Origin of the sequence: Isoptericola sp. NPDC056618 (genome assembly GCF_042792715.1) — a bacterium.
Lineage (GTDB): Bacteria > Actinomycetota > Actinomycetes > Actinomycetales > Cellulomonadaceae > Isoptericola > Isoptericola nanjingensis.
Genome location: NZ_JBHTVZ010000002.1, coordinates 155,716 through 181,760 on the forward strand (window position 1 = coordinate 155,716; position 26,045 = coordinate 181,760).

The following is a 26,045-nucleotide window of genomic DNA, read 5'->3' on the forward strand; positions in this document are numbered from 1 at the left end:
GACACGGTTCGGTGACGGTCCGTGACCACCGGTGACGTCGCGGTGACGTCCCGGTGGTGGACGAGCGTCGCACCCCCCGGTCGCGGTGGCTAGTCTTGTCCCTGCGCGCACCGCGCGCCCCCGCGCCGCGACGGCGACCGGGTGATGCGCCGTACGGACGCGGCGTCCCGACACATGAACGCGAGGTTCCCGCATGCACGCCATCGGAGTCGACATCGGCGGCACGAAGATTGCCGTGGGTGTGGTGGACGAGGCGGGCAAGATTCTCGCGAAGGTACGGCGCGAGACGGTCGCGGACGACGTCGCCTCCATCGATCAGGCCATCGCGGACGCGTGCACCGAGCTGGCCAAGGAGCACGAGGTCGGCGCGATCGGCCTCGCCGCCGCCGGCTTCGTGAGCCCCGACCGGCGGTCGGTGCTCTTCGCCCCGAACATCGCCTGGCGCGAGTACCCGCTCGCCGAGCGGATCGAGGCGCTGCTGGACGTCGACGTCCCCGTGGTCGTCGAGAACGACGCCAACGCCGCTGGCTGGGCGGAGTTCCGCTTCGGTGCCGCCCGCGAGGCCACCGACATGCTCATGCTGACGGTCGGCACCGGGCTCGGCGGCGCGATCGTGGTGGACCGCGAGCTCGTGCGCGGCAAGTGGGGCGTCGCGGCCGAGGTGGGGCACATGCGGGTCGTCCCGGGCGGCCACTACTGCGGCTGCGGGCACGAGGGCTGCTGGGAGCAGTACGCGTCCGGCACGGCCCTGGTGCGCGACGCGAAGCAGGCGGTGATCGCCCAGCCGGAGCGGGCGACGCGGCTGGTCGAGCTCGCCGGCGGCGACGTGTCGGCGCTCGAGGGCCCGCACGTCACGCAGGCGGCGCAGGAGGGCGACGAGCTCGCGGTCGAGCTGCTGGCGACGCTCGGCCGTTGGATCGGCGAGGGCTCGGCGTCCGTCGCCGCGCTGCTCGACCCCGAGCTCATCGTCATCGGCGGCGGCGTCGGCGCGGCCGGCGACCTGCTGCTCCTGCCCGTGCGCAAGGCGTACGAGGCGCAGCTGTCGGCCCTCGGGCACCGCCCGGTGGCGCAGATCGAGCTCGCCGAGCACGGCAACGAGGCGGGCATCATCGGCGCCGCCGACCTCGCCCGGCGCTGATCCGCACGTCGGCCGGCCCCGTCGCCCGGCCCCGTCGCCCGGCCTGGCCCCGCACGGGCCGGTCAGACGACGGCGCCCGTGCTGTGGTCGTCCGGGTCGCGGCGGTGCGGCATCCGCCAGAGGAGGATGCCCAGCGCGACGAGGAACAGGACGCCGGCGACAGGGCCGGACCATCCCGGGATGCGCAGGGCCGGGACGGCAGCGCGCAGGACGACGCCGAGCACGACGAGCACCGGCACCCCGACGACGACGGCCCACGCGAGGGTGAGGAGCGGGTCGCGGGAGAGCACCGGCTCCGGCTCCGGCGGCGTGAAGTGAGACTCCGTCTCTTCGAGATCCTCGATCTCGGGCGTGACGGGCCAGTCGCGGGGACCGGGGCTCACCACCCGACCGGGCGGCGGCGCGGTGTCCTCGCCGCGCACGTCAGCCGCGGGGTCGCTCGTCGTGTCGTCCGAGGTGCCGCCCGCAGGCTCGTCCGCCCGGTCGGCGTCGGTGGGCTCGTCGAGCGGCCCGAGCTGGGCGACGATGTCGGCCCAGCGCGCCTCGACGGCGTCGTCGGGCAGGTCGTCGTCCGGCAGGTCCGGTTCGGCGTCCGGGTTCGGTGCGGGCATGGGTTCACTCTATTGTCGTGGGCGAAGCAACGCGTCGACGGTCCGCCCGCCGGCGCCACGGCCCGTCGACGGCGGTCCGCTGACCGGGGGCTGCCGAGACTGGGCGAGGAGGACAGTTGTTCTACTGGGTGATGAAGAACGTGCTGGTGGGGCCGTGGCTCCGGCTGGCGTTCCGCCCCTGGACGAAGGGCGTCGAGAACGTCCCGACCTCCGGTCCGGCGATCCTCGCGAGCAACCACCTCGCCGTCATCGACTCGTTCGTGCTGCCGCTCGTCCTCGACCGTCAGGTCCAGTTCCTGGGCAAGTCGGACTACTTCACCGGCGGCGGCGTCCGCGGGCGCCTCGTGGCCGGCTTCATGCGCGGGGTCGGGACGATCCCGGTGGACCGCTCGGGCGGGAAGGCCAGCGAGGCCGCGCTCAACACGGGGCTGCGGGTGCTGGACGACGGCGACCTGTTCGGCATCTACCCCGAGGGCACGCGCAGCCCCGACGGGCGGCTGTACCGCGGCAAGACCGGCGTCGCCCGCCTGGCGCTGGAGTCCGGCGCCCCCGTGATCCCCGTCGCGATGGTGGGCACCGACGTCGCGCAGCCGCTCGGTCGCTCGGTCCCGAAGCCGATGCCGATCGGCATGGTCTTCGGCGAGCCCCTCGACTTCAGCCGCTACCGCGGGATGGAGGGCGACCGGTTCGTGCTGCGCTCCGTGACCGACGAGATCATGTACGCCATCCTGCGGCTGTCCGAGCAGGAGTACGTCGACGTCTACGCGGCCACGATGAAGGCGCGCCTCGCGGCGGCCCAGCAGCAGCCGCCGGAGGAGCCCGCCGCCGGATCCTGACCGGCTACCCGGGCACCTGGCCCACGACGAGGCTCAGCCAGGCGTCCGGCGGCACCTCGGGCCGGCCGGGCACCGGACGGTGCGTGACCGACCAGCCGTCGCCCGCGACCTCGGTCGCGACGCGCGGCCAGAACGCCGCGGCGCCGGCGTTGGCGTCCTGGTACGCGATCTCCCACGGGCCCGGCACGTCGCGCAGCACCGCCGCCGCGACGTCCCGCCCGACGCCGCGCTGCCGCGCGGCGCGCGCGACGAAGAACGCCGACAGCACGCGGGTCGGCGCGTCGAGGCCCCGGACCAGGGCGAACGCCACCGGCCGCTCGCCCGAGCGGCCCGGTGCCCCGTCGGGGAGCACGGCCAGGTAGCCCCGCCAGGTCGCGGCACGACGGCCCGTCCCGCCCCCGTCCGCCCGCACGTCACGGTCGATCTCGTCGAGAGCAGCGCGGAGGCGGTCGTCGCGGAACCGGCCGTCGGGGCCCGGCAGCTCGCCCGAGACGGCGGACATGTCGTGGCGGAAGAGGAGCCACAGCCGTTCGAGGACCGCGCGGTCCTCCGTCGTGGCGCGGCGGACCCGGACCGGCGCGCCCTCGAGGTGGGCGGGCGGGCGGTGGGCGGACGGGCCGGGGAGGGGCGCAGGAGTCGTCATACGCAAGAGCCTCCCGGCGCCGGACGGCGGGGAGGCTCGCCCGACATCATCGCACGGCCGGGCGTCGCCGCGCACGGCGCGTTCGCCCGGCGGACGGCCGGGACCGGCACGGGGAGGTGCTCCTAGGATGGAGTCGCTGTTCGTCCCCCACCGAGAGGTAGCCCCTGTCATGTCGGTTCGTCGCGTGGCTCTCCTGACCGCCGGCGGCTTCGCGCCCTGCCTGTCCTCCGCCGTCGGCGGCCTCATCGAGCGCTACACGGAGCTCGACCCGTCGATCGAGATCATCGCCTACCAGTACGGCTACCACGGGCTCCTCACGGGCACGAAGATCGTGGTCGACGAGGAGGGCCGCAAGCAGGCCGGCATCCTGCACCGCTTCGGCGGCTCGCCCATCGGCAACTCGCGCGTCAAGCTGACCAACGCCGCGGACTGCGTCAAGCGGGGCCTCGTGCAGGAGGGCCAGAACCCGCTGGAGGTCGCGGCCGAGCAGCTCAAGGCCGACGGCGTGGACGTGCTGCACACCATCGGTGGCGACGACACGAACACCACGGCCGCCGACCTCGCCGCGTACCTGCACGACAACGGCTACGAGCTCACCGTCGTGGGCCTGCCCAAGACGATCGACAACGACGTGGTGCCGATCAAGCAGTCCCTCGGCGCCTGGACCGCCGCCGAGGAGGCCGCGGGCTTCGCCGCGAACGTCATCGGCGAGCACCGCTCGGGCCCGCGCATGCTCATCGTGCACGAGGTCATGGGCCGGCACTGCGGCTGGCTCACGGCGGCCGCCGCGAAGGAGTACCGCTCGTGGCTCGACGCCCAGGAGTGGGCCCCGGCCCTCGGCCTGACGCGCGAGCGCTGGGACGTGCACGCCGTCTTCCTGCCCGAGCTGGAGATCGACATCGACGCCGAGGCGGCGCGCCTGCGTGCCGTCATGGACGAGATCGGCAACGTCAACATCTTCCTGTCCGAGGGCGCGGGGATGAACGAGATCGTGCAGCAGCTCGAGGCCGCCGGCGAGGAGGTGCCGCGCGACCCGTTCGGGCACGTCAAGCTCGACACCATCAACCCCGGCCAGTGGTTCGCGAAGCAGTTCGCGGAGAAGCTGGGCGCCGAGAAGGTCATGGTCCAGAAGTCGGGCTACTACTCGCGCGCCGCGGCCGCGAACGCCGAGGACCTGCGCCTCATCAAGTCGATGACGGACCTCGCCGTCGAGTGCGCGCTGCGCGGCGAGGCCGGCGTCATCGGCCACGACGAGGAGGACGGCGACCGCCTCAAGGCGATCGCGTTCCCGCGCATCGCCGGCGGCAAGGCGTTCGACGTCAGCCAGCCGTGGTTCGGCGAGATCCTCGAGGGCATCGGCCAGCCGCTGGTGCCCGCGAAGCCCGCCGCGCACTGACGACGGCGACCCGCCGACCACCGAGCCAGAGGCAGGAGCAGCCCGCATGACCACCGCCGTCGACACCGTGGTGCCCGGGAGCGATCCCGAGGGCCTGGACCGGTTCCGGACCCTCGAGGCGCGCCAGCAGCCCGTGTGGCCGGACGCCGAGGCGCTCGCGGCGGTGGCGGGGCGGCTCTCCCAGGCGGCGCCCCTCGTGGTGCCGGCCGAGGCCCGGCTGCTCACGGAACGTCTCGCCGCGGCAGGCCGCGGCGAGGCGTTCCTGCTGCAGGGCGGGGACTGCGCGGAGACGTTCGCGGACGCGAACGCGACCCGCATCCGCAACAAGATGCGCACCATCCTGCAGATGGCGGTGGTGCTCACCCACGGCGCGAGCACGCCCGTGGTGAAGATGGGGCGGCTCGCGGGGCAGTACGCCAAGCCGCGGTCGTCCGACCTCGAGACCCGCGACGGCGTGACGCTGCCCGCCTACCGCGGCGACATGGTCAACGGGCACGAGTTCACCCCGGAGTCGCGCACGCCCGACCCGGTGCGCCTCGAGCAGGCGTACCGGATCTCGTCGGCGACGGCGAACGTCGTGCGGGCCTTCACCCAGGGCGGCCACGCCGACCTGCGCCGGGTGCACGAGTGGAACCGCGGGTTCATGCGCAACCCCGCCTACGCGCGGTACGAGCGCACCGCGGCGGAGATCGACCGCGCCATCCGCTTCATGGAGGCCTGCGGGGCGGACTTCGACGCCCTGCGCTCGGTGGAGTTCTACCTCAGCCACGAGGCGCTCATCCTCGACTACGAGCGGGCGCTGACCCGGGTCGACGCCCGGACCGGCGAGGCCTACGCGACCTCGGCCCACTTCCTGTGGATCGGCGAGCGCACCCGCCAGCTCGACGGCGCGCACGTGGAGTTCCTGTCCCGTGTCGCCAACCCCGTCGGGGTCAAGCTCGGCCCGACGACGTCGGCCGACGACGCCCTGGCGCTGGCGGCGCGGCTCAACCCGGGCAACACCCCCGGCCGGCTCACGTTCGTCACCCGGATGGGCGCGGCAAAGGTGCGCGACGTGCTGCCCGAGGTCGTCGAGAAGGTCACCGCCGCGGGCGTGGCCGTCACCTGGGTGACCGACCCGATGCACGGCAACACGATCACCTCCGACAGCGGCTACAAGACGCGCCGGTTCACCGACGTGCTGGACGAGGTCACGGGCTTCTTCGAGGTGCACCGCGCCCTCGGCACCGTGCCCGGCGGGCTGCACATGGAGCTCACGGGCGACGACGTCACCGAGGTGCTGGGCGGCAGCGAGGAGATCGACGACGCCGGGCTGGCGCTGCGGTACGAGACGCTGGTCGACCCGCGCCTCAACCACCAGCAGTCGCTCGAGATGGCGTTCCGCGTCGCGGAGATGCTGACGAGCTGGTGACGCTCACCAGACGGTGACGGTCACCGTGCTGCCCTTCGGCGCCTTGCCGGTGGGGTCCTGGAACCGGACGGTGTCCAGGATGCCGCCGAGGTAGGTGTTCTCCTTGACCACGAAGCCGGCCTTCTCCAGCGCCTTGCGGGCAGGCTCGGTGTGCTTGCCCACCACGTTCGGCACCTCGACCAGGGGCGGCCCCTGCGAGATCGTCAGGGTCACCGTGTCGGTGCGGTGCGCGGTGGCCCCCTCCTTCGGGTCCTGCGCCAGCACGTGCCCCTTCGGGACGTCCTCGGAGTACTCCGGGTCGGCCAGCTCGACGACGAGCCCCAGGCCCTCGAGGTCGGAAACGGCAGCGTCCTTCTCCTTGCCCACCTCCTGCGGCACCTGCACGGGGGCGGGGCCGTCGGAGACGGTGAGCGTCACGACGGTGTCGTGGCGCTGGCGCGACCCCTCGTCCACCGACATGTCGAGCACCTGGCCCCGGGGGGCCTCGTCGTCGTACGACCGGGCGGGGTCGCCGACCGTGAAGCCGGCGTCCTCCAGCGCCGCGGTGGCGTCCTTGTCGCCGGCGCCGACCAGGTCGTCGGGCACCGTGAGCATCTGCACGCCGCGGGACACGACCAGCTCCACGGAGCCGTCGGTGCGCACCCGGTCGCCGGGCGCGGGCACGCTCGTCACGACCGAGCCCTCCGGGACGTCGTCGTCGAAGGCGCGGCTCGTCGTCGTGCCGAGCCCGGCGTCCTCGAGGACGGCGCGGGCGTCGTCGGCAGCGACTCCGGCGACGCCGGTCGGCACCGAGGTCCACGCCCCGGGGCCGTCCGCGAACCACCACCAGGTGCCCAGCCCGCCGCCGGCCAGCACGAGCACCAGGGTGAGGGTCCACGCGACCGCGCGGCGACGGCGGGAGGGGCGCCGGTACGCCTCGGTGGGCTGCTCGACGAGCCGGTCCGTGGGCTGTGCCGGCGCGCTCGCCGACACCTCCTGGAAGAACGCCGTCGGGATCTCGTCGACCGCGTCCGTCCCCGTGCGCCCGTCGTCCTCGTGGTCGGGCGGCGCGCCGCCGGTCCCGCTCGAGGCGCTCGGGCCGTCGGCGTCGGAGGGGCCGTCGGCGGGCCGCTCCGCGCGGCGCGCGAGCACGTCGGCGTCGAGCGACGAGCGCAGCGCCTCGACGGCCGCGAGGGCGGCACCCGCGTCCGGCGGGCGCTGGCCGGCGTCCCGGGCCGCGAAGGACGCGACGAGCGCGTCGACCTCGGCTGGCAGCCAGTCCACGAGCGCGGACGGTGCAGGGAGGTCCTCGTGCACGTGGTGGAAGGCGACCTGGATCGGCGTCTCGCCCGCATACGGCAGGGTGCCGGTGACGAGCTCGTACGCGAGCACCCCGACCGCGTAGACGTCGGTGCGGGCGTCGCAGGTGCCGCTGGTGATCACCTCGGGGGCCAGGTACGCGACCGTGCCCAGGACGGTGCCGGTGGCGGTGGTGGTCACCTCGGTGACCGCGCGGGCGAGGCCGAAGTCGGCGACCTTGACCCGCGTCCCCGGCGGGGTGCCGCCGGGCGCGTCGTCCTGGGCGGTGCCGCCAGGGACGGCGTCGTCGCCGACGACGAGCACGTTCTCCGGCTTGACGTCCCGGTGGACGAGGCCCTTGCGGTGCGCCGCGGCGAGGGCCGCGAGGACCTGCGCCACGACGTCGAGCGCTCGGCCCAGGGTGAGGGCGCCGGACGTGTGCAGCTCGCGACGCAGGTTGGTGCCCGGCACGTACTCCATCGCGAGATAGCTGGTGTCGCCGTCGACGCCCTGGTCGTAGACCGCCACGACGCCGGGATGGGTGAGCCGGGCGGCGGCGCGAGCCTCGCGGCGGAAGCGGGACACGAAGGCGGCGCCGTCCACCCCGTCCGCGAGGTGCGGGTGCATCACCTTGACGGCGACCTCACGGTCGAGCCGCCGGTCGGTGGCCCGGTACACGGTGGCCATGCCCCCTCGGGCGACGCGCGCGACGATCTCGTACCGCCCGTCGACCAGGCGGCCGAGCATCGGGTCGGTCGTCGTGATGGCCACGCGACGAGTGTAGGGGCGCCCGGTTCGGCAGGCCCGTAGGCTGGCCCGGTGAGCGACACCACCGCGCCGGAGCCCGGCGCCCCCGTCCCCGACAGCACCGACGACCGCACCGACGACCGCGCCGCCCTGGAGTCCCTCGTGGACGAGTGGCTCACCCTGCCCGACGTGGCGGAGGTCCTCGGGACCCAGGTGTCCAAGGTGCGCGGGCTGGTCTCGGAGCGGACCCTCGTCGGGGTCAAGCGGGGCGACCGCAACACGTTCCAGGTGCCCGCCGCATTCCTCGTGACCGACGACGGGGCGCCCCACGTGCTGCACACGCTGCGCGGCACCGTGCTGGTGCTCTCGGACGTCGGGCTGGACGACGCCGCCATCCTGCGCTGGCTGTTCGAGACCGAGCCGTCGATCGGCGCCACCCCGATCGGGGAGCTGCGCGCCGGCCGTCGTGCCGAGGTGCGTCGGGTGGCCCAGGCGCTGCTCTGACGCCCGGTCCCTGCGGTCGGAGGGACCGTCGGAGGGACGGTCGGAGGGTCAGGCCGCCCGGTCGACGGCGGCCCGCGCCAGGTCCAGGAGGACCTCGCGGCCGGGCTCGGCGAGCCCGGCCGCGGACAGCGCGTCCAGGGCGCCGTCCGCGAGCGTGTCGATGAGGGCCTCGACGCCGTCGAGCGCCCCCGAGCCGGCGATGACCCCGCGCAGCCGCTCGACGGTGGCGCCGTCCAGGTCGGGGTCGCCGAGGCGCGCGACGACGAGGTCGCGGTCGCCCGCGCCCGCGGTCGCCAGCGTGCGGGCCACCAGCACGGTGCGCTTGCCCTCGCGCAGGTCGTCGCCGGCGGGCTTGCCCGTCACCGACGGGTCGCCGAACACGCCCAGCACGTCGTCGCGGAGCTGGAACGCCTCCCCGAGCGGCAGCCCGGCGTCCGAGACGGCGGCCACGTGCGCGGGCGACGCCCCCGCGAGGACCGCGCCGAGCACGAGCGGGCGCTCGACCGAGTAGCGCGCCGACTTGGCGCGCAGGACGTCCCGGGCGCGCTCCTCGTCGGCCGCGGGGTCCAGGCCCCACGGCTCGGCCTGGACGAGGACGTCGAGGTACTGGCCCACGACGACCTCGGTCTGCATGGCGTCGAACAGCGCGCGGGCCGCGGCCGCGCGCTCCGTGGGCAGGTCGGCGACCGCGGCCGCGATCTCGCGCTGGCACGCGACGAGGCACAGGTCGCCGAGCAGGATCGCGGCGGACGTGCCGAACCGCTCTGCCGATCCCGCCCAGCCGGCCGCGGCGTGCCGCGCCTCGAAGGCGCGGTGGGCGGTGGGCTCGCCACGCCGCGTGTCCGAGGCGTCCATGACGTCGTCGTGCAGCAGGGCGGCGGCCTGGAACAGCTCGAGCGCCGCCCCGGCCCGCACCACCGCGTCCCGCTCGGGACCGACCGGGGCGCCGCCGTGGGCCCGGTAGGACCAGTAGCAGAACGCTGCCCGCAGGCGCTTGCCCCCGCGGAGCAGCACGGCCGCCTGGTCGGTCAGCGCGGTCGCCGCGTCGCCGATGGAGGCGACCTCCCGGGCGAGGGCGTCGAGGTGCTCCTCGACCCTGGTGTCGACGTCGGTGCGGAGGTTCTCGAGGTCGACCAGCGACGCGGCGGTGGGCATGCCGACAGCCTATGCGCCCGGCCGGGAGGTCCCGACGGGGGCGGGGCCGTTCAGCAGATCAGCCAGCAGATCCGTCAGCCGACGACGACGGAGCCGCTGACCGTCACGAGGCGGCGCTCGCCGTCGTCGAGCACGCCGAGGGTGACGGACTCCACGACCGGGCCGGCGTCCTTCTTCTTGCCCCGGGGCGTGCTCTCTCGGCCGAACACCGTCTGCGCGGTGAGGCCGGAGAGGCTCGACGTGCCGGACTCCTCGAAGCCGGCCTTGCGGAGCCGCTTGGCGAGCTGGTCGATGACGTCCTGCGTGCCGCGCTGCGTGGCGAGGTTGAGGGTGACGTCGGTGAGGCCGCCCTCGCCCGGGGTGGCAGAGCTGGCGAGCACCGTCGCGTCCTCGGGCGCCCCGAGCAGCTTCTCGGGGAAGCCGTCGGCGTACCCGCCGACCGTCGTGTCGGGGTCGAACGTCGGCAGGGCGGACGCGTCGCCCGTCCCCGGCTCCGCGGTGGGGGCCTCGGTGGTGCCACGCACGCCGACGCCGGACCCGTTCTCGCCGGTCGCGGAGACGTCGTCGTCCGGGGACCCGCCGTCGCCGAGCAGACCGCAGCCGGACAGCGCGAGGAGCGCGGTGAGCGCCACGGCACCGACGCCGCGCGCCCCGGCCGCGGACGCGCGACGCGACCGGGCGCGGCGGCGCGGGGGGCGGGGGAGCGAGGGCACGGCGCCTACCGTAGCGGCCCGCGGCACCCCGCTCGCACGTCCGGGACGAGCGGACGCCGCGGACGTCGCGCGGCGGCGCAGGCCGCGGAGCCTGCCCCCAGCGCGGCGTCGTCCACAGAGGGGCGGCCCGCGGCGCCGGGACCCGGGGCCGTGCCCTGGGATCGGACCCATGGACGCCGCATACGCCACCGACCGCAACGGGGAGCCCGGCATCGCCTTCGACACCCCGCTCGTGCTCCGCTCGTCCCGCGACCTGCTCGCGGCCGTGCCGTACCTGCTGGGGTTCCGCCCGCGGGAGTGCGTGGTCGTCGTCGCGGTCACCGACGAGGGCCGGGTCGGCCTCGTCGCACGGACCGGCCTGGCCGACCTCGACGGACCCGCCGGCGACCCCGGTGACGAGGTGGGCGCCGGGACGACGGGAAGCGCGGCCGTCGTCGCCCGGGCGGCCGCGCGGGTCGGGGCCCGCCTGGCGCTCGTCGTGCTCTACACCGCGTCACCGCCGGACCGGGTCCGGGCGTGGGAGACGGCCGCGGTCGGGGCGCTGGAGCAGTCCCTGGGCCCGACGGTCGACGTGGAGACCTGGCTCGTCGGCCCGGACGGCTATCGCGGCCTCGACTGCACGGACCCCGCCTGCTGCCCGGCGGGAGGGCGTCCCACGAGCGAGCTCGAGCACGGCGAGGTGGGGGCGGCGTTCGTGGTCGCCGGGCGGGCGATCGCCCGCTCGGAGCAGGAGGCGTACCGGGTGCGGGCGCTGCCGGCGGGCGTGCGTGACCGGGTCGCCAAGGCGGCGGGACGTGCGGAGCGGGCGCGCGCGGCGGCGGGTGATGCCATCAGTGCGGCGCCTCGTGAGACGTCCCGCGCGACGCCCCGTGCGACGCCCCGTGAGGCGGCACCTGACGGGCTGGGTCGCTGGCGCACCGAGGCCTACGGCGTCTGGTGCGACCTGGTGCGACAGGCGGCCGCTGAGCTGCGCACCTGCCCGGCCGGCGACGTCGAGCTGCCCCCGGCACGCCTCGGCCGCCTGGCGGTGGCGCTCGCGGACGTGCGGGTCCGCGACGCCGTGCTGCTGTCCCTGGTGCCGGGCGCGCGAGAGGCGGCGGACCGGACGGTCCGGGCGGGCGGGGACGTCGACGTCCCGCGTGACGTGGAGTCGGGCACGGCCCGCGCGATCGCCCGGGTGGTGGACCCGCGGGTCGGGGTGCCGCCCGACGGCGCGACCGCCGACGCGGCCCGGCTCGTGCTGGAGCAGCTGGTGGGTGGTGCGCCGCGGCGGTGGCACGCGCCGCCCCTCGCGCTGCTCGGCTTCCTGGCCTGGTGGCGGGGCGACGGGTGGCTCGCGGTCCGGCGCGTGCGCGAGTCCGCGAGGCAGGACCCGACCTACCGACTGGCCGCGCTCGTGGCCGGAGTGCTGGAGGCGGCGGTCCCGCCCGGTTGGGTGAGCGCGGCGCGAGCGCCGGCTGCCGGTGCTCGCGCCGGGGCGACCGATGTGGCCGGGCCGACGGTCGGGTAGCGTGCCCCCATGGCGATCGTCGTCGGACTCCTGAGCACGGCCGAGGGACAGGCGGCACTCGCCGCAGCGAAGCGCGAGGCGCAGGAGCGGTCCGTCCCGCTCACGGTCGTCGTCACCCGGGACGACGGCGGGCCCGAGAGACAGGCGGTCGAGGACGACCTCGCCTCCTCGGGGCTCGCCTACTCGGTGGTGGGCGGCACGGGTGACCTCGCCGAGGATCTCGTGCGCACGGCGCAGGAGGCGGCCGCCGAGCTCATCGTCGTGGGTCTCCGACGACGCAGCCCGGTGGGGAAGCTGATCCTCGGGTCCGGCGCGCAGCGCATCCTCCTCGAGGCGCCCTGTCCGGTCCTGGCGGTGAAGCCGTGACGACACGCGCGACGACTCGCGCGGACCAGGTGTCGTGCGATGTGACGCTCGCGACCGTCCTCGGGCGGTCCGGCGTGCAGGCGTGCGAGGCCCGGGCCCACCGTGTCGCCCCGGGTTTCGCCCGCCGTTCCGCCCGTGCCGTCGGGAATCTTCGCGACTCCCCGGACGTTGAGCCAGCACCGGGGAACGGACGACGTGGGTACGGGACTGGGCGCAGGAGCCCGTGGTGCCCTTCCGTCGCGGATGTCGCCGGTACAATAGAGGTGTCCGCCTGAGCCACGACAGTCCGAGTCGGAGGCCTTGACGGCGGTGCACCGTCCCCTCGAATGCCGAAAGGTCGGTTTGTGGCGTCCACTGCGCAGAACCCTGCACTTCCCCGCGAGTTCGAGCACCCTGCCCTGCAGGGGCTGCTCGCCCGAGGCACCGCCGACGGCCGGGTCGACGCCGAGAGCTTCCGCGCTGCCTGCGAGAACGCCGCGGTGGCGGACCCCAAGCGTCTGAAGGCGGTCCTGCGCGCCTTCGCGACCGCCGGGGTGGAGATCGGTGTGCCCACGGCCACCAAGGTCGCCGCCGCCAGCTCGAGCCGGGGCACCACTACGCGCGCGAAGGCGCCGGCGGCGCGCTCCGCGAGCGCGGTGAAGACCTCGACCGTGACGACCTCCGCCGTGAAGTCCGCCGCGTCGACGGACGACGAGCCGGCCGAGGCGACGTCCGCCAAGAAGCCCGCGACCAAGGCCGCCGGGACCAAGACCGCGGCCAAGGGTGCGAAGCCGACGCGTGGCCGCAAGGCGGCGTCGAAGGACGAGCCGGCCCCCGAGGACGTCGAGGACGTCGAGCTCGAGGACGTGACCGACGTCGACGACGAGCAGGAGAACGAGGCCGCCGCGAAGGGTGCCAAGCCCGCGGCCGGCAAGGGCAAGGGCAAGGGCGAGGACGAGGAGACCGGCTTCGTCGTCTCGGACACCGACGACGACGACCAGCCCGCGCAGCAGGTCGTCACGGCCGGCGCGACCGCCGACCCCGTCAAGGACTACCTCAAGCAGATCGGCAAGGTCGCGCTGCTGAACGCCGAGCAGGAGGTCGAGCTCGCGAAGCGCATCGAGGCCGGCCTGTTCGCCGAGGAGCGCCTGTCCAAGGACTACGCCGCCTACGACAAGACGAAGGCGAGCGCCGACGAGCGCCGGATGTACCGCGACCTGCGGTGGATCGCGCACGACGGCAAGCGCGCCAAGAACCACCTGCTCGAGGCGAACCTGCGCCTCGTCGTCTCCCTCGCCAAGCGCTACACCGGCCGCGGCATGCTGTTCCTGGACCTGATCCAGGAGGGCAACCTCGGTCTGATCCGCGCCGTCGAGAAGTTCGACTACACCAAGGGCTACAAGTTCTCGACGTACGCCACCTGGTGGATCCGGCAGGCCATCACCCGCGCCATGGCCGACCAGGCCCGCACCATCCGCATCCCGGTGCACATGGTCGAGGTCATCAACAAGCTGGCCCGCGTGCAGCGGCAGATGCTCCAGGACCTGGGCCGCGAGCCCACCCCGGAGGAGCTCGCCAAGGAGCTGGACATGACCCCCGAGAAGGTGGTCGAGGTCCAGAAGTACGGCCGCGAGCCCATCTCGCTGCACACCCCGCTGGGCGAGGACGGCGACAGCGAGTTCGGTGACCTCATCGAGGACTCCGAGGCCGTCGTCCCGGCGGACGCCGTGAGCTTCACGCTGCTCCAGGAGCAGCTGCACCAGGTGCTCGACACCCTGTCGGAGCGCGAGGCGGGCGTCGTCTCCATGCGCTTCGGCCTGCAGGACGGGCAGCCCAAGACGCTGGACGAGATCGGCAAGGTCTACGGGGTCACCCGTGAGCGGATCCGCCAGATCGAGTCCAAGACGATGTCGAAGCTGCGGCACCCGTCGCGGTCCCAGGTGCTGCGCGACTACCTGGACTGATCCGCCTCAGGAGCACGTCGTCTCGAGAGCCCCGGTACCCGTCGGTACCGGGGCTCTCGTGCGTCCGCGTGGCTCGTCGCCCGGTGGGCCGGCCGGTCAGGGCGCGACGTCGGCGGCGATGTCGGCGGCGACGGACCATCGCGACGACGGGGCGAGGACGCCGGTGGGGTCGAGCCGTCGTCGCAGCGCCAGGAGCCGGTCGTAAGTCGCCGGGCCGTACGCCTCGCGCACCAGGGCGGCGGAGACGTCGTCCCGCGGGCCGGCGAAGTTGAGCAGCGAGCCGCCGGTGGTCCACGGCGCCAGCGCGTCGTGGACCGCCTGGAGACGGTCGGCGACGTCGGGCGGCCCGACCGGGCTGCCGAGCGCCCCGGTGAACAGGGTGCAGGCGGCGTCGCGCCCGCCGACGGCGTTGGCCACGGCGGGCGGCGCGGCCACGGCGCCGCCGAGGAGCCGGATCTCGGCCGCGAGGACGGGGGAGTCGGGCGGCACGGCCCCGAGGAACGCGTCGACCGCGTCCTCGGTGAGCTCGCGCAGCAGCCCGCCACGCTCGACGAACGGCATCGGGTCGTCCGGGTCGGCGTGCACGGCCCCGATCTGCGCGTACGGCAGGTCGCCGACCGCGTCGAGGATCGGCGCGGCGACCTGCCTCAGGTCGTCGACCAGGGGGTCGGGCGCCGCGAGGTGCCCGTGCCGCACGTAGCGCACCACGAGCACCGCGCGCCCGCGCAGCGGCTCGGGCACGTCGGGCAGGGGCGGCAGGTTCAGGCGGGCGACGGACGTCGAGACGTCGTCGGCCAGCGTCGTCGTGTGCTCGCGCCACCGGTGCAGCACGGCGGGCGCGTCGTCGACGTCGAACCAGAGGGTGCCCGCGCGGACCGTGTCCAGGGGGAAGAGGTCGAACGTCATCGCCACGACGACGCCGAACGCCCCGCCGCCACCGCGCAGCGCCCAGAAGAGCTCGTCGTGCTGCGTCGGCGTCGCCGTGACGAGGTCGCCGGCCGGGGTGACCACGTCGATCGCGCGGACGTGGTCGGCGGCGAAGCCGAAGGTGCGGGCCAGGGGGCCGAGCCCGCCGCCGAGCGTGTAGCCGACCACCCCGACGTGGGGCGACGAGCCGCAGAGCCCGCCCAGCCCGTGGGCCGCGCCGGCGGTGAGCACCGCCTGCCAGGGGACGCCGGGCCCGACGGTCGCGGTGCGGGCGACGGGGTCGACGACGAGGGCGTCGAGGGCGGACACGTCGAGCAGGACGTCGCCGGCGCCGGTCGCGGCGGCGCTGTGGCCCGTGGAGCGGACTCCGACGCCGAAGCCGTGGCCCGCGGCGGCGCGGACGGTCGCGACGACGTCCTCGGGCGAGGCCGCCCGCACGACGAGCGCCGGCCGGTGGGCGAGCGCGAGGTTGAAGCCGGGGAGCGCGGCCTCGTAGGCCGGGTCGGCGGGCAGTGCCGTGGTGCCGTCGAGCGCGCGGTCGAGCTGTGCCGCGAGGGCGGCGGCCCCGTCGAGGTCGCGGTCGGGGGCGGCGGGAGCTGAGCTGAACATCGGGGACTCTCCTTCGGTGGACGGTGCCGAGAAGAGGGAGACGCCCGTGCGCCGGCGATGACGGTCGGTGCCCCGGGCCCCCGGGTGAACTGTGGGGGGCGTTCCCCTGGCCTGGGCCGATGTGGCAAGGTGTCCGCGTGCTCCAGACCACGACCCTCCCCGGGCGGCCCCGGGTCGTCGCCCTGCTCGCGCTCGTCGTCGCCCTGACGCTGTCGCTCGCTTCGGTGCTCGTGGCGCCTCCGGCGCAGGCGGCGACCTGGTCGCTGACGGGCTCCGGCGGAGGGACGACGACGGCGGCGACCGGAAAGTCCCTCACGGTCCGCTACCTCAAGTCCGGCAAGCCGGTGCGGGGCGCGACGGTCACGCTGCAGCGCAAGAAGGGGACGTCGTGGGTGAAGGTCCGCACCGTGCGGACCGGGTCGACGGGCCGCGTGTCGACCACGGTGCAGCCCACCGCCTCGACGACGTACCGCTTCAGGACCAGCCACGCGACGAGCGGCGGTGTCACGGTGCTCGTGGTGCCGGTGCGGTTCGCGATCTCCGGCTCGGGCTCGGGGCACGGCGCGGGGATGGCCCAGTGGGGCGCCTACGAGCAGTCGCGCTCGGGCCGTACCGCGGCCCAGATCCTCGGCTACTACTACCCGGGCACCATCGTCTCGACGGCGAACGACCCCCGGACCACCCTGGACGTGCAGGTGCTCGGACCGCCGTCGGACAGCCGCACCACGACGGTGCTGGCGGTCGGTTCCGGCGCCTGGCGGCTCAAGGACCCGGCGGGCGTGGTCGTGGCGAGCGGCGGAGCCTCGGAGAAGGTCACCGTCGGCGTCGCGTCCGCGGGGGTCACGGCCAAGGTGACGAAGGGCGGAACGACGACGAAGAGCGTCTCCGCGAGCTCCAGCCTGACCTACGAGTGGTCCGGCACGCGGAACTACCAGCCCACCGGGACGAAGGCGGTCGCGACCGTGGCCGGCGCCCAGGGGACCTACCGCAACGGACGGCTGGTGGTGACGAAGCGGTCGAACCGCCCGAACGTCGTCAACCAGGTGGTCATCAACACCGAGTACCTCTACGGGCTGGACGAGATGCCGTCGGGCTGGGGCGCGAGCAGCAACCGCGGTGCCGCGGCGCTGGAGGCGCAGGCGGTCACGGCGCGCAACTACGCGATCGTCGAGAAGGTGAAGGGCCTGAAGTCCACGTGCGGCTGTCATGTCTACGACGACACCCGCTCGCAGCACTACACCGGCTGGAAGAAGCAGGGCGGGAGCTGGGGGAGCGCCTGGGTCGCGGCGGTGGACGACACGGTGCAGGACGGCACGGTGACCGTGCTGCGCGACGCCGAGGGCGGGTTCGCGGAGACGCCGTACTTCGCGTCGACCGGCAGCGCAGGAGGGCGCCGCGGCACGGCGACCAACACGGAGGTGTTCGGGACGACGGCCCTGCCCTACCTCGCGCACGTGGCCGACACCTACTCGGCCAAGGCGCCCGGCAACCCGTACCTGACGTGGAGCGACTCGATCACGCAGGCGAAGGCCCGGTCGGTCTTCGGCCTCGCGTCGGTGCGCTCGATCGCGGTGACGTCGCGGTGGTCGAGCGGCCAGGTCAAGACGCTGACGGCCACCTCGGCCATGGGGACGAAGGTGTCGCGGACCAAGACGGCGGACGGGTGGCGCACCACCCTCGGCGTCCGGGGGGCGTGGGTCGGCTCGTTCTCGGGCCGCAGCAGCTGATCCTCGCGGGCCTCGGCCGTCGTCGCGCGTACCACGGACGAGAGCCCCGCACCGGACGGTGCGGGGCTCTCGTGGGGTCGGTGTGCTGCGCCGGGGTCAGCGCGCCCCGTGCTCCTCGTGGAGACGGTCCGTCTCGTCCTGGACGTGGACGGCGACACCCTGGTAGGCGTCCGCGTGCGCGCGTGCGTGGTGCCCGCAGAAGAGGAGCTCTCCGACAGGCAGGACCACTCGCACGTACGCCTGGGCGCCGCAGCGGTCGCAGCGGTCGGCGGCGGTCAGCGGCTGGGTCGGTTCGGTCGTCGTGGTGCTCACATGACCATCCAACCAGACAGGTGGCCCGGAGCATCCCGGACCCGGGTCGGGTTCGCTCCGGGCATAGCGGCGTGGAGCACAGCCCGACGGCGTGGAGCGCACAAGAACACCTGTTCGGTCGTCTACCCTCGTTCCCGTGACTGCCACCTCCGAGTCCGGGTACACCGCGCGCCACCTCACCGTCCTCGAGGGCCTCGAGGCCGTGCGCAAGCGCCCCGGCATGTACATCGGGTCGACGGACTCGCGCGGCCTCATGCACTGCCTGTGGGAGATCATCGACAACTCCGTCGACGAGGCCCTCGGCGGGCACGCGACGAACATCCGCGTGGTGCTGCACGCCGACTCGTCGGTCACGGTCGAGGACGACGGTCGCGGCATCCCGGTCGACGTCGAGCCGAAGACCGGCCTGACCGGCGTCGAGGTCGTCTTCACGAAGCTGCACGCGGGCGGCAAGTTCGGCGGCGGTTCGTACACGGCGTCGGGCGGCCTGCACGGCGTGGGTGCCTCCGTGGTCAACGCGCTCTCGGCGCGCCTCGACGTCGAGGTCGACCTCGGTGGGAAGACCCACCGGATGACGTTCCACCGCGGCGAGCCGGGCGTCTTCTCCGACCCGGTCTCCGGCCCGTCCCCGGAGTCGCCGTTCGAGCCGTTCGTGTCGGGGTCCGAGCTGGCGATCGTCGGGAAGACGAAGCGCGGCGTCACCGGTACCCGGGTGCGCTACTGGGCGGACCGCCAGGTGTTCCCGAAGACGGCGGTGTTCAGCTACGACGAGCTGGTCACGCGCGCCCGCCAGACGACGTTCCTCGTCCCCGGGCTGAAGCTCACGCTGCGCGACGAGCGCGGTCTGCCGGGCACGCCGGGAGAGGCGGGCCCGCACGAGGAGGTCTTCCAGCACGACGGCGGCGCGATCGACTTCGTCGAGTTCCTCGCGCCCGACGCCCCGGTGACGTCGACGTGGCAGCTCAAGGGCAGCGGTCACTTCACCGAGACGGTGCCGGTGCTGGACTCCCGCGGTCACATGTCGCCGCAGGAGGTGCAGCGCGACTGCGAGGTGGACGTGGCCCTTCGCTGGGGCGGCGGGTACGACACCGAGGTGCGCACCTTCGTCAACATCATCGCGACGCCCAAGGGCGGCTCCCACCTGTCCGGGTTCGAGCAGGGCCTGCTCAAGACCGTCCGCAAGCAGATCGAGGCGAACGCGCGCCGTCTGAAGGTCTCGACGAAGGACGCGGCCGAGCGCATCGAGAAGGACGACGTCCTCGCCGGCCTCACCGCGGTCGTCACGGTCCGGCTCGCGGAGCCGCAGTTCGAGGGCCAGACCAAGGAGGTGCTCGGTACCGCTCCCGTGCGGGCGATCGTCTCCCGCGTCGTCGAGAAGGAGCTGGGCGCCCTCCTGACGTCGTCCAAGCGCGACGAGAAGGCGCAGTCGGCCCTGCTCCTCGAGAAGGTCGTCGCCGAGATGCGTGCCCGCGTCACGGCCCGCAAGCAGAAGGAGATCTCCCGGCGCAAGAACGCCCTCGAGGCGTCGTCCCTGCCGGCGAAGCTCGCGGACTGCCGCAGCGACGACGTGAACCGCAGCGAGCTCTTCATCGTCGAGGGCGACAGCGCCCTCGGTACGGCCAAGCTGGCCCGCTCGAGCGACTTCCAGGCGCTGCTGCCGATCCGCGGCAAGATCCTCAACGTCCAGAAGGCGTCGATCAGCGACATGCTCCGCAACGCGGAGTGCGCGGCCATCATCCAGGTGCTCGGCGCGGGCTCCGGCCGGTCCTTCGACCTCGACGCCGCCCGCTACGGCAAGATCGTGCTGATGACGGACGCCGACGTCGACGGCGCGCACATCCGGACCCTGCTGCTCACGCTCTTCTACCGGTACATGCGGCCGATGCTCGAGGCGGGCCGCGTGTTCGCCGCCGTCCCGCCGCTGCACCGGGTGGAGGTGCTGGGCAGCGGCCGGCGCAAGAACGAGTACCTGTACACGTACTCGGAGGCGGAGCTCACCGCGACCCTCAAGAAGCTCGACCGGGCCGGGCGCCGGTACAAGGAGGACATCCAGCGCTACAAGGGCCTGGGGGAGATGGACGCCGACCAGCTCGCCGAGACCACCATGGACCCGCGGCACCGCACGCTGCGCCGGGTCACGGTGGAGGGCGCCGAGGCTGCGGAGCGCGTGTTCGAGCTGCTCATGGGCAGCGACGTCGCGCCCCGCAAGGAGTTCATCGTCGCCGGGGCGAACACCCTCGACCAGTCCCGGATCGACGCCTGACCCGTCCGGATGGCGGCCCGAGCGGCGGGTGCCCTCCGGTGATGGGTACCCTCTGGCCGTGAAGATCCCCTGCACGACCTCTCGTCCGGCCTCCCGTCCGGCAGCGTCGCGACTGCTCGTCCTCCTCCCCGCGACCGTCCTGGCCGCAGGCCTGCTCGCCGGCTGCTCCGACGAGGGCACGCCGGACGCCGGTTCGTCGGCGTCCGCCAGCGCGTCGGCCGACCCGACGCAGCAGGTCGCGGAGAACCTCAGCGAGTTCTCCTACGAGGGCGAGGACGGCAAGACCGCTCTCGAGCTGCTGGAGGAGAAGGACCCGGACGCCCAGGTGCAGGGCAAGGGCGAGAACGCGTTCGTCACCGCGATCCGCGGGCGCGAGGCCGACCCGGAGACGGAGTTCTGGGGCCTGTACGTCGACGACGAGATGGCCCAGGTCGGCGCGGGCTCGCTCGAGACGAAGGACGGGCAGACCATCACCTGGAAGCTCGAGGAGATCGAGCAGTGAGCGCCGCGACCTCCCGCCTGGAGGCCCCGCTCTCCGCCCGCGACCTCGTGCACCGGTGGTGGCGGCCCGCGCTGGCCGTGCTGCTCGTCGCGGGCGCCGTCGTCTGGCGGCTCGTGAAGACGGACCTCGGCGCGCCGCCGAACCTGGAGCTCTCGACCGCCGCGGCCTTCGCCGCCGCCGGGCTGCTGCGCCACCGGCTCGCGATGCTCGCCCCGCTGGTCGTGGTCGCGCTGAGCGACGTGCTGCTGGGCAACTCGTCGGTGCTGGTGTTCACGTGGACCGCGTGGGCCGCGATCGGCGTCGGCGCCTGGTGGGCCGGCCGCACCCGGGGCACCACGGGGCGCCTCGTCGCCGCGCTGGGCTTCGGCGTCGGCAGCTCGCTGTTCTTCTACCTCTGGACCAACGCGGGCGTGTGGTGGCTCGGCCGGGGCACGTTCTACCCCGCGGGCCTGGACGGCCTGCTCGCCAGCTACGTCGCCGGGCTGCCGTTCCTGCGTCCGATGCTGCTGGGCAACCTGGTGCTGGTCCCGCTCGCGGCCGGGCTCGTCGCGCTGGTGGCCAGGCTGGAGCGGGCCTCCGTGGCGGCATCCGAGGCCGTCGTCGCGCGATAGCCTCGAGTCCAGGAACGACCGTCACGACAGGAGGCGACCGATGCCTGCCGACCGGATCCGCCGGATGACCTTCGCCAGCGTCTACCCGCTGTACGTGCAGAAGGTGGAGCGCAAGGACCGCAGCACGGACGACCTCGATCGCGTCCTGACCTGGCTCACGGGCTACGACGACGCCGGCCTCGAGAAGGCGATCGCCGACGAGGTGGACCTGGAGACGTTCTTCGCCCGGGCGCCCGCGATGAACCCGAACGCGTCGCTCATCACCGGGGTGATCTGCGGCGTCCGCGTCGAGGAGATCGACGACCAGCTGATGCAGCAGATCCGCTGGATGGACAAGCTCGTCGACGAGGTCGCCAAGGGCAAGAAGATGACGTCGATCCTGCGGGGGAGCGCGGCCGCCTAGCGACGGCCGGCTCGCCGTCAGCGGCGTGGCAGGCGCAGTCCCATCGTGAGCCCCCAGGGGTGGTGCTCCAGGGTGCGGAAGCCCAGGTGCTCGTAGAAGCCGATGGCGCGCACGTTGCTCGCGCCGACGCCGAGGTGGATGCCCGGTGAGCCGGTGGCGGCGACCGCGTCGAGCGTCGCCTCGAGCACGCGGCGGCCGCGGCCGCCGCCCTGCGCCTCGGGCAGCAGGTCGACGTGGAGGTGCGCGGGGAACTCTGCGAGCCACGGGGTCTCGGTCCGCGACGGCGCGTGGATCATGCGCAGCAGTCGCGCGTCCGGCGACTCGTCCTCCTCGGCGCGAGCGGCGTGGCGGGCGCGCAGCGCGGGCCACCAGCTCTCCTCGCAGCGGTGCTCGAAGTCCGTGGTGCTCGCGGTGGCCACGCAGTAGCCGACGGCGGTGCCGTCCTCCCGCCGCAGGACGCGCGCGAGGTCGGGCTCCAGCTCGAGGTACGCGCCGAGGTACACGTGGCCGAGGAGGTCGCCGTCGGCGTACAGCCCGGTCGCGTCCTCGCCGGCGTCGCCCGTCCGCAGGCAGACGTCGTAGAGGGTGGCGCGGTCGGAGGGCCGGTAGCGGTCCACCTCGATCGTCGGCGGGCTGCCCGCGGGGCTGGCGTCCTGACCGGTCTGCGGCGTGCTCATGGTCACATCGTCCCTGGTCGCGCGCCCGACGTCGACCACGGGGGCGCGCCGCCCGCGTCGAGGAGGCGCGCCCTCGACCGGCAGCTCGACGCGCACCGGCCCGGCGGCCTCACACGCTGAAGTACTTCGCCTCGGGGTGGTGGAAGACGAACGCGTCGGTGGACTGCTCGGGGTGCAGCTGCAGCTCGTCGGACAGCGTCACGCCCACGCGCTCCGGGCGCAGCAGCTCGACGACCTTGCGGCGGTCCTCCATCTCGGGGCACGCGGGGTAGCCGAGGGAGAACCGCGCGCCGCGGTACTGCAGCTTGAACAGGCCCTCGACGTCGGTGGGCTCCTCGCCGGCGAAGCCGAGCTCGTCGCGCACGCGGGAGTGCCAGAACTCGGCCAGCGCCTCGGTGAGCTGTACGGACAGGCCGTGCAGCTCCATGTACTCGCGGTAGGCGTTCGCCTCGAAGAGCTTCGCGGTGTGCCCCGAGACGGCGTCGCCGACGGTCACGAGCTGTACGGGCAGGACGTCGAACCGCCCGGACTCCTCGGCGAACGAGCGCGGGCGGACGAAGTCGGCCAGGCACAGGTGCCGGTCGCGGCGCTGCCGCGGGAACCGGAACCGCAGGCGCTCGGTGCCCGGCTCGCCGCCGGAACCGCCGTCCGGCCCGTCGTGGTGCGCCACCACGACGTCGTCTCCCTCGGACCACACGGGGAAGTACCCGTACACGACCGTCGGGTCCATGATCTGGTCCGTGCGGACACGGTCGAGCCAGGCGGCCAGCCGTGGCCGGCCCTCGGTCTCGACGAGCTCCTCGTACGACGCCCCGTCGTCCCCGCGGCCGGGCTTGAGCCCCCACTGGCCCATGAACGTGGCGCGCTCGTCGAGGAACGCGGCGTAGGCGGCAAGCTGGATGCCCTTGACGATGCGGGTGCCCCAGAACGGCGGCTCCGGCACCGGGTTGTCGGCGGCGACGTCGGAGCGCGCGGGCAGGTCCTCCGGCGCAGTCTCGGTGACCGTGACGACGCCGTGCCGGCGCTTGCGCAGCGCGGGCAGCCCCACGGACTCGGGGTCGGCGCCACGCGCGATGGCGACGAGGGGCTCCATGAGCCGCAGCCCCTCGAAGGCGTCCTTCGCGTACCGCACGGTGCCGGGGAACGCGGAGGCGAGGTCGTCCTCGACGTACGTCCGCGTCAGCGCGGCGCCGCCGAGCAGCACCGGCCAGCGCTTCTCCATGCCGCGGGAGACCAGCTCCTGGAGGTTCTCCTTCATCACGACCGTCGACTTCACGAGCAGCCCGGACATGCCGATGACGTCGGCGTCGTGCTCCTCGGCGGCCTCGATCATGGCGCTCACCGGCTGCTTGATGCCGATGTTCACCACCGTGTAGCCGTTGTTGGTCAGGATGATGTCGACGAGGTTCTTGCCGATGTCGTGCACGTCGCCGCGCACGGTGGCGAGCACCACGGTGCCCTTGGACCGGCCCTCGCCGCCCTCGACCTTCTCCATGTGCGGCTCGAGCAGCGCCACCGCGGTCTTCATCACCTCGGCGGACTGCAGCACGAAGGGCAGCTGCATCTGCCCGGAGCCGAACAGCTCGCCCACGACCTTCATGCCGCCCAGGAGGTGGGTGTTGACGATGTCGAGGGCCTTCATGCCGTCGGCCAGCGCCTCGTCGACGTCCCCCTCGAGGCCCTTGCGCGCGCCGTCGACGATGCGGCGCTCCAGGCGCTCGCCGACGGGCAGCGCGGCGAGCTCGGCGGCACGCTGGTCGCGGAGCGCGGTGGCGTCGACGCCGGAGAACAGCTCGAGGAGGTGCGCGAGCGGGTCGTGGACGAGGTTGCCCTCGTCGTCGTACCGCCGCCGGTCCCACACCAGGTCCTCCGCGGCCTCCCACTGCTCGTCGGGGATCGCGTTGCGGGGCAGGATCTTCGCCGCGTGCACGATGGCGGAGTCCAGGCCCGCCTGGGTCGCCTCGTGCAGGAACACCGAGTTCAGCACGGTGCGGGCGGCCGGGTTGAGGCCGAACGACACGTTGGAGACGCCGAGCGTGGTGTGCACGCCGGGGTATCGGGTCGTGATCTCGCGGATCGCCTCGATCGTCTCGATGGCGTCGCGCCGCGTCTCCTCCTGACCCGTCGCGATGGGGAAGGTCAGGGCGTCGACGATGATGTCGTCCACCCGCATGTCCCAGTCGCCCGTGAGCTGCTCGATGAGGCGGGTGGCGATGGCGACCTTGCCGTCCTTGGTGCGCGCCTGCCCCTCCTCGTCGATGGTCAGCGCGACGACGGCCGCGCCGTGCTCCTGCACGAGCGGCATGATCCTGGCGTAGCGCGAGCCGGGGCCGTCGCCGTCCTCGAAGTTCACCGAGTTCACGACGCCGCGGCCGCCGAGCAGCTCGAGCCCCGCCTGCAGCACGGCCGGCTCGGTGGAGTCGATGACCAGCGGCAGCGTGGACGCCGACGCCAGGCGCGAGACCACCTCGCGCACGTCCGCGACGCCGTCGCGCCCCACGTAGTCGACGCAGACGTCGAGCAGGTGGGCGCCGTCGCGCGTCTGGGCGCGGGCGATGTCGACGACGTCGTCCCAGCGGCCCTCGAGCATCGCCTCGCGGAACGCCTTGGAGCCGTTGGCATTGGTGCGCTCGCCGATGGCCAGGTACGACGTGTCCTGCCGCAGGTCCGTGTGCGAGTACAGGGACGCGACGCCGTTCTCGCGCTGCGGGTTCCGGTCGGGCAGCGCGCGGCCGCGCACGGCCTCGACGACCTGGCGCAGGTGCTCCGGCGTCGTGCCGCAGCAGCCGCCCACGAGGCCGAGGCCGAACTCCTGCACGAACTGCGTGTGCGCCGCGGCCAGCTCCTCGGGCGTGAGCGGGTACACGGCGCCGTGCGGCCCCAGCTCGGGCAGACCCGCGTTGGGCATGCAGGTGACCGGGACCTCGCTGTGACGCGCGAGGTGGCGCAGGTGCTCGCTCATCTGGTCCGGGCCGGTGGCGCAGTTCAGCCCGATCGCGTCGACGCCGATCGCCTGCAGGGCGGTGAGCGCGGCGCCGATCTCCGACCCCATGAGCATGGTGCCGGTGGTCTCGACGGTCACGGAGACGATGACCGGCACCGACCGGCCGACCTCCGCGATCGCGTCGTGGCAGCCCGTGACCGCGGCCTTCGCCTGCAGCAGGTCCTGGCTCGTCTCGACGAGCAGCGCGTCCGCGCCGCCCTCGAGCAGGCCGGCCGCCTGCTCGGCGAACGTCGCGCGCAGGTGCGCGTACGTGGTGTGCCCCAGGCTCGGGAGCTTGGTGCCGGGGCCCATCGACCCGAGCACCCAGCGCGGGTGGTCGGCGGTCGCGAAGGCGTCGGCGCGCTCGCGGGCCAGCGCCGCCCCGGCCCGCGCGAGCTCGCGGATCCGGTCGTCGATCCCGTAGTCGGACAGGTTGGACCAGTTGGCGCCGAAGGTGTTCGTCTCGATCGCGTCGACGCCCACCTCGAGGTACTCGTCGTGCACGGCGCGGATGATGTCCGGGCGCGACACGTTGAGGATCTCGTTGCAGCCCTCGTGCCCCTCGTAGTCCTCGAGGGTCGGGTCCGCGGCCTGGATCATCGTGCCCATGGCGCCGTCGGCCACCACGACGCGCGTGCGCAGGGCCTCGCGCAGGGCGGCGGATCGGGCGTCGGCGGCGGCAGGGTCGAGCGTGGTCGTCACCCGTGCAGAGTAACGGCGCGCGGCGGCCCTCGGACGGTGCGTCCACAGCCGCGAGCGGGCCCGCGAGCCGACACCGCG

The 26,045-nt window shown here is 74.0% G+C and carries 22 protein-coding genes; 13 read left to right on the plus strand and 9 right to left on the minus strand.

The features are described from left to right. Nucleotides 1-193: 193 nt before the first annotated feature. Nucleotides 194-1,138 (plus strand): ROK family glucokinase, encoded by a 945-nt coding sequence (locus ACFQ8T_RS03780; protein WP_430545229.1) that lies wholly within the window; start codon nt 194-196, stop codon nt 1,136-1,138. Nucleotides 1,139-1,200: 62 nt separating this feature from the next. On the opposite strand, the gene ACFQ8T_RS03785 is transcribed toward ACFQ8T_RS03780, so the two are convergent. Further along, entirely contained in the window at nt 1,201-1,749 is a 549-nt protein-coding gene (locus ACFQ8T_RS03785; RefSeq protein ID WP_430545230.1) for a hypothetical protein, read from the minus strand. 116 nt (nt 1,750-1,865) lie between these two features. Here ACFQ8T_RS03785 and ACFQ8T_RS03790 point away from each other — a divergent pair, with 116 nt between their 5' ends. After that, nucleotides 1,866-2,585 (plus strand): lysophospholipid acyltransferase family protein, encoded by a 720-nt coding sequence (locus ACFQ8T_RS03790; RefSeq protein WP_429763771.1) that lies wholly within the window; start codon nt 1,866-1,868, stop codon nt 2,583-2,585. A 4-nt stretch (nt 2,586-2,589) separates the two neighbouring features. On the opposite strand, the gene ACFQ8T_RS03795 is transcribed toward ACFQ8T_RS03790, so the two are convergent. Next, entirely contained in the window at nt 2,590-3,228 is a 639-nt protein-coding gene (locus tag ACFQ8T_RS03795) for a GNAT family N-acetyltransferase (RefSeq protein ID WP_430545231.1), read from the minus strand. A 169-nt stretch (nt 3,229-3,397) separates the two neighbouring features. Between ACFQ8T_RS03795 and ACFQ8T_RS03800 the strand changes: the two genes are divergently transcribed. Further along, nucleotides 3,398-4,624 carry a pyrophosphate--fructose-6-phosphate 1-phosphotransferase gene (locus ACFQ8T_RS03800; protein WP_430545232.1) on the plus strand — a complete coding sequence of 409 codons (1,227 nt, stop codon included), beginning with the start codon at nt 3,398-3,400 and terminating at the stop codon, nt 4,622-4,624. 46 nt (nt 4,625-4,670) lie between these two features. Continuing rightward, nucleotides 4,671-6,035: a class II 3-deoxy-7-phosphoheptulonate synthase gene (locus ACFQ8T_RS03805; protein WP_430545233.1), complete on the plus strand. Its 1,365-nt coding sequence runs from the start codon at nt 4,671-4,673 to the stop codon at nt 6,033-6,035. 3 nt (nt 6,036-6,038) lie between these two features. Here the strand turns inward: ACFQ8T_RS03805 and ACFQ8T_RS03810 are convergent, their stop codons facing one another. Further along, a complete protein-coding gene (locus ACFQ8T_RS03810; RefSeq protein WP_430545234.1) occupies nt 6,039-8,084 on the minus strand; it encodes a PASTA domain-containing protein in 2,046 nt (681 codons plus the stop codon). A 48-nt stretch (nt 8,085-8,132) separates the two neighbouring features. Here ACFQ8T_RS03810 and ACFQ8T_RS03815 point away from each other — a divergent pair, with 48 nt between their 5' ends. Further along, nucleotides 8,133-8,564, plus strand: a complete 432-nt coding sequence (locus ACFQ8T_RS03815; RefSeq protein WP_430545235.1) for an Rv2175c family DNA-binding protein — start codon at nt 8,133-8,135, stop codon at nt 8,562-8,564. A 48-nt stretch (nt 8,565-8,612) separates the two neighbouring features. Here ACFQ8T_RS03815 and ACFQ8T_RS03820 read toward each other — a convergent pair whose 3' ends face one another. Both ACFQ8T_RS03820 and ACFQ8T_RS03825 read right to left on the minus strand, forming a co-directional pair. Further along, nucleotides 8,613-9,719, minus strand: a complete 1,107-nt coding sequence (locus ACFQ8T_RS03820) for a polyprenyl synthetase family protein (RefSeq protein WP_430545236.1) — start codon at nt 9,717-9,719, stop codon at nt 8,613-8,615. Between the two features lie 74 nt (nt 9,720-9,793). Beyond that, nucleotides 9,794-10,432: a hypothetical protein gene (locus tag ACFQ8T_RS03825; RefSeq protein ID WP_430545237.1), complete on the minus strand. Its 639-nt coding sequence runs from the start codon at nt 10,430-10,432 to the stop codon at nt 9,794-9,796. A 169-nt stretch (nt 10,433-10,601) separates the two neighbouring features. On the opposite strand from ACFQ8T_RS03825, the gene ACFQ8T_RS03830 reads away from it, so the two are divergent. From ACFQ8T_RS03830 to ACFQ8T_RS03840, 3 genes are all read left to right on the plus strand, one after another. After that, nucleotides 10,602-11,942, plus strand: coding sequence for a DUF4192 domain-containing protein (locus tag ACFQ8T_RS03830; protein ID WP_430545238.1), 1,341 nt, complete (start codon nt 10,602-10,604; stop codon nt 11,940-11,942). A gap of 9 nt (nt 11,943-11,951) precedes the next feature. Next, a complete protein-coding gene (locus ACFQ8T_RS03835; protein ID WP_430545239.1) occupies nt 11,952-12,308 on the plus strand; it encodes a universal stress protein in 357 nt (118 codons plus the stop codon). Between the two features lie 344 nt (nt 12,309-12,652). Next, nucleotides 12,653-14,251, plus strand: a complete 1,599-nt coding sequence (locus tag ACFQ8T_RS03840) for an RNA polymerase sigma factor (RefSeq protein ID WP_430545240.1) — start codon at nt 12,653-12,655, stop codon at nt 14,249-14,251. Between the two features lie 96 nt (nt 14,252-14,347). On the opposite strand, the gene ACFQ8T_RS03845 is transcribed toward ACFQ8T_RS03840, so the two are convergent. Then, nucleotides 14,348-15,787: an FAD-binding oxidoreductase gene (locus ACFQ8T_RS03845; RefSeq protein WP_430545241.1), complete on the minus strand. Its 1,440-nt coding sequence runs from the start codon at nt 15,785-15,787 to the stop codon at nt 14,348-14,350. Nucleotides 15,788-15,924: 137 nt separating this feature from the next. Here ACFQ8T_RS03845 and ACFQ8T_RS03850 point away from each other — a divergent pair, with 137 nt between their 5' ends. After that, nucleotides 15,925-17,514, plus strand: coding sequence for a SpoIID/LytB domain-containing protein (locus ACFQ8T_RS03850; RefSeq protein WP_430545242.1), 1,590 nt, complete (start codon nt 15,925-15,927; stop codon nt 17,512-17,514). A gap of 96 nt (nt 17,515-17,610) precedes the next feature. Here the strand turns inward: ACFQ8T_RS03850 and ACFQ8T_RS03855 are convergent, their stop codons facing one another. Continuing rightward, a complete protein-coding gene (locus ACFQ8T_RS03855) occupies nt 17,611-17,826 on the minus strand; it encodes a DUF7455 domain-containing protein (protein ID WP_429729875.1) in 216 nt (71 codons plus the stop codon). Nucleotides 17,827-17,962: 136 nt separating this feature from the next. Between ACFQ8T_RS03855 and ACFQ8T_RS03860 the strand changes: the two genes are divergently transcribed. From ACFQ8T_RS03860 to ACFQ8T_RS03875, 4 genes are read left to right on the plus strand one after another with little or no spacing between them, the layout of a single operon-like run. Continuing rightward, on the plus strand, nt 17,963-20,089 hold the full coding sequence (locus ACFQ8T_RS03860; protein WP_430545243.1) for a type IIA DNA topoisomerase subunit B: 2,127 nt from the start codon (nt 17,963-17,965) through the stop codon (nt 20,087-20,089). A gap of 58 nt (nt 20,090-20,147) precedes the next feature. Further along, nucleotides 20,148-20,591, plus strand: a complete 444-nt coding sequence (locus ACFQ8T_RS03865) for a DUF4430 domain-containing protein (RefSeq protein ID WP_430545244.1) — start codon at nt 20,148-20,150, stop codon at nt 20,589-20,591. After that, nucleotides 20,588-21,202, plus strand: coding sequence for a DUF6580 family putative transport protein (locus ACFQ8T_RS03870; protein ID WP_430545245.1), 615 nt, complete (start codon nt 20,588-20,590; stop codon nt 21,200-21,202). Before ACFQ8T_RS03865 ends, ACFQ8T_RS03870 begins: the two co-directional genes overlap by 4 nt. Nucleotides 21,203-21,242: 40 nt before the next feature. Continuing rightward, a complete protein-coding gene (locus ACFQ8T_RS03875; protein ID WP_430545246.1) occupies nt 21,243-21,605 on the plus strand; it encodes a DUF2200 domain-containing protein in 363 nt (120 codons plus the stop codon). Between the two features lie 17 nt (nt 21,606-21,622). On the opposite strand, the gene ACFQ8T_RS03880 is transcribed toward ACFQ8T_RS03875, so the two are convergent. Together ACFQ8T_RS03880 and metH are read right to left on the minus strand one after the other, a co-directional pair. Then, entirely contained in the window at nt 21,623-22,282 is a 660-nt protein-coding gene (locus tag ACFQ8T_RS03880; RefSeq protein WP_430545247.1) for a GNAT family N-acetyltransferase, read from the minus strand. A 109-nt stretch (nt 22,283-22,391) separates the two neighbouring features. Further along, nucleotides 22,392-25,967, minus strand: a complete 3,576-nt coding sequence (gene metH, locus ACFQ8T_RS03885; protein WP_430545248.1) for a methionine synthase — start codon at nt 25,965-25,967, stop codon at nt 22,392-22,394. Between the last annotated feature and the right edge of the window lie 78 nt (nt 25,968-26,045).

Coding starts and splice junctions, on each gene's coding strand:
- ACFQ8T_RS03785 (WP_430545230.1), bottom strand. CDS start 1,749: ATGCCCGCACCGAACCCGGACGCCGAACCGGACCTGCCGGACGACGAC.
- ACFQ8T_RS03805 (WP_430545233.1), top strand. CDS start 4,671: ATGACCACCGCCGTCGACACCGTGGTGCCCGGGAGCGATCCCGAGGGC.
- ACFQ8T_RS03800 (WP_430545232.1), top strand. CDS start 3,398: ATGTCGGTTCGTCGCGTGGCTCTCCTGACCGCCGGCGGCTTCGCGCCC.
- ACFQ8T_RS03830 (WP_430545238.1), top strand. CDS start 10,602: ATGGACGCCGCATACGCCACCGACCGCAACGGGGAGCCCGGCATCGCC.
- ACFQ8T_RS03835 (WP_430545239.1), top strand. CDS start 11,952: ATGGCGATCGTCGTCGGACTCCTGAGCACGGCCGAGGGACAGGCGGCA.
- ACFQ8T_RS03795 (WP_430545231.1), bottom strand. CDS start 3,228: ATGACGACTCCTGCGCCCCTCCCCGGCCCGTCCGCCCACCGCCCGCCC.
- ACFQ8T_RS03780 (WP_430545229.1), top strand. CDS start 194: ATGCACGCCATCGGAGTCGACATCGGCGGCACGAAGATTGCCGTGGGT.
- ACFQ8T_RS03820 (WP_430545236.1), bottom strand. CDS start 9,719: ATGCCCACCGCCGCGTCGCTGGTCGACCTCGAGAACCTCCGCACCGAC.
- ACFQ8T_RS03875 (WP_430545246.1), top strand. CDS start 21,243: ATGCCTGCCGACCGGATCCGCCGGATGACCTTCGCCAGCGTCTACCCG.
- ACFQ8T_RS03880 (WP_430545247.1), bottom strand. CDS start 22,282: ATGAGCACGCCGCAGACCGGTCAGGACGCCAGCCCCGCGGGCAGCCCG.
- ACFQ8T_RS03845 (WP_430545241.1), bottom strand. CDS start 15,787: ATGTTCAGCTCAGCTCCCGCCGCCCCCGACCGCGACCTCGACGGGGCC.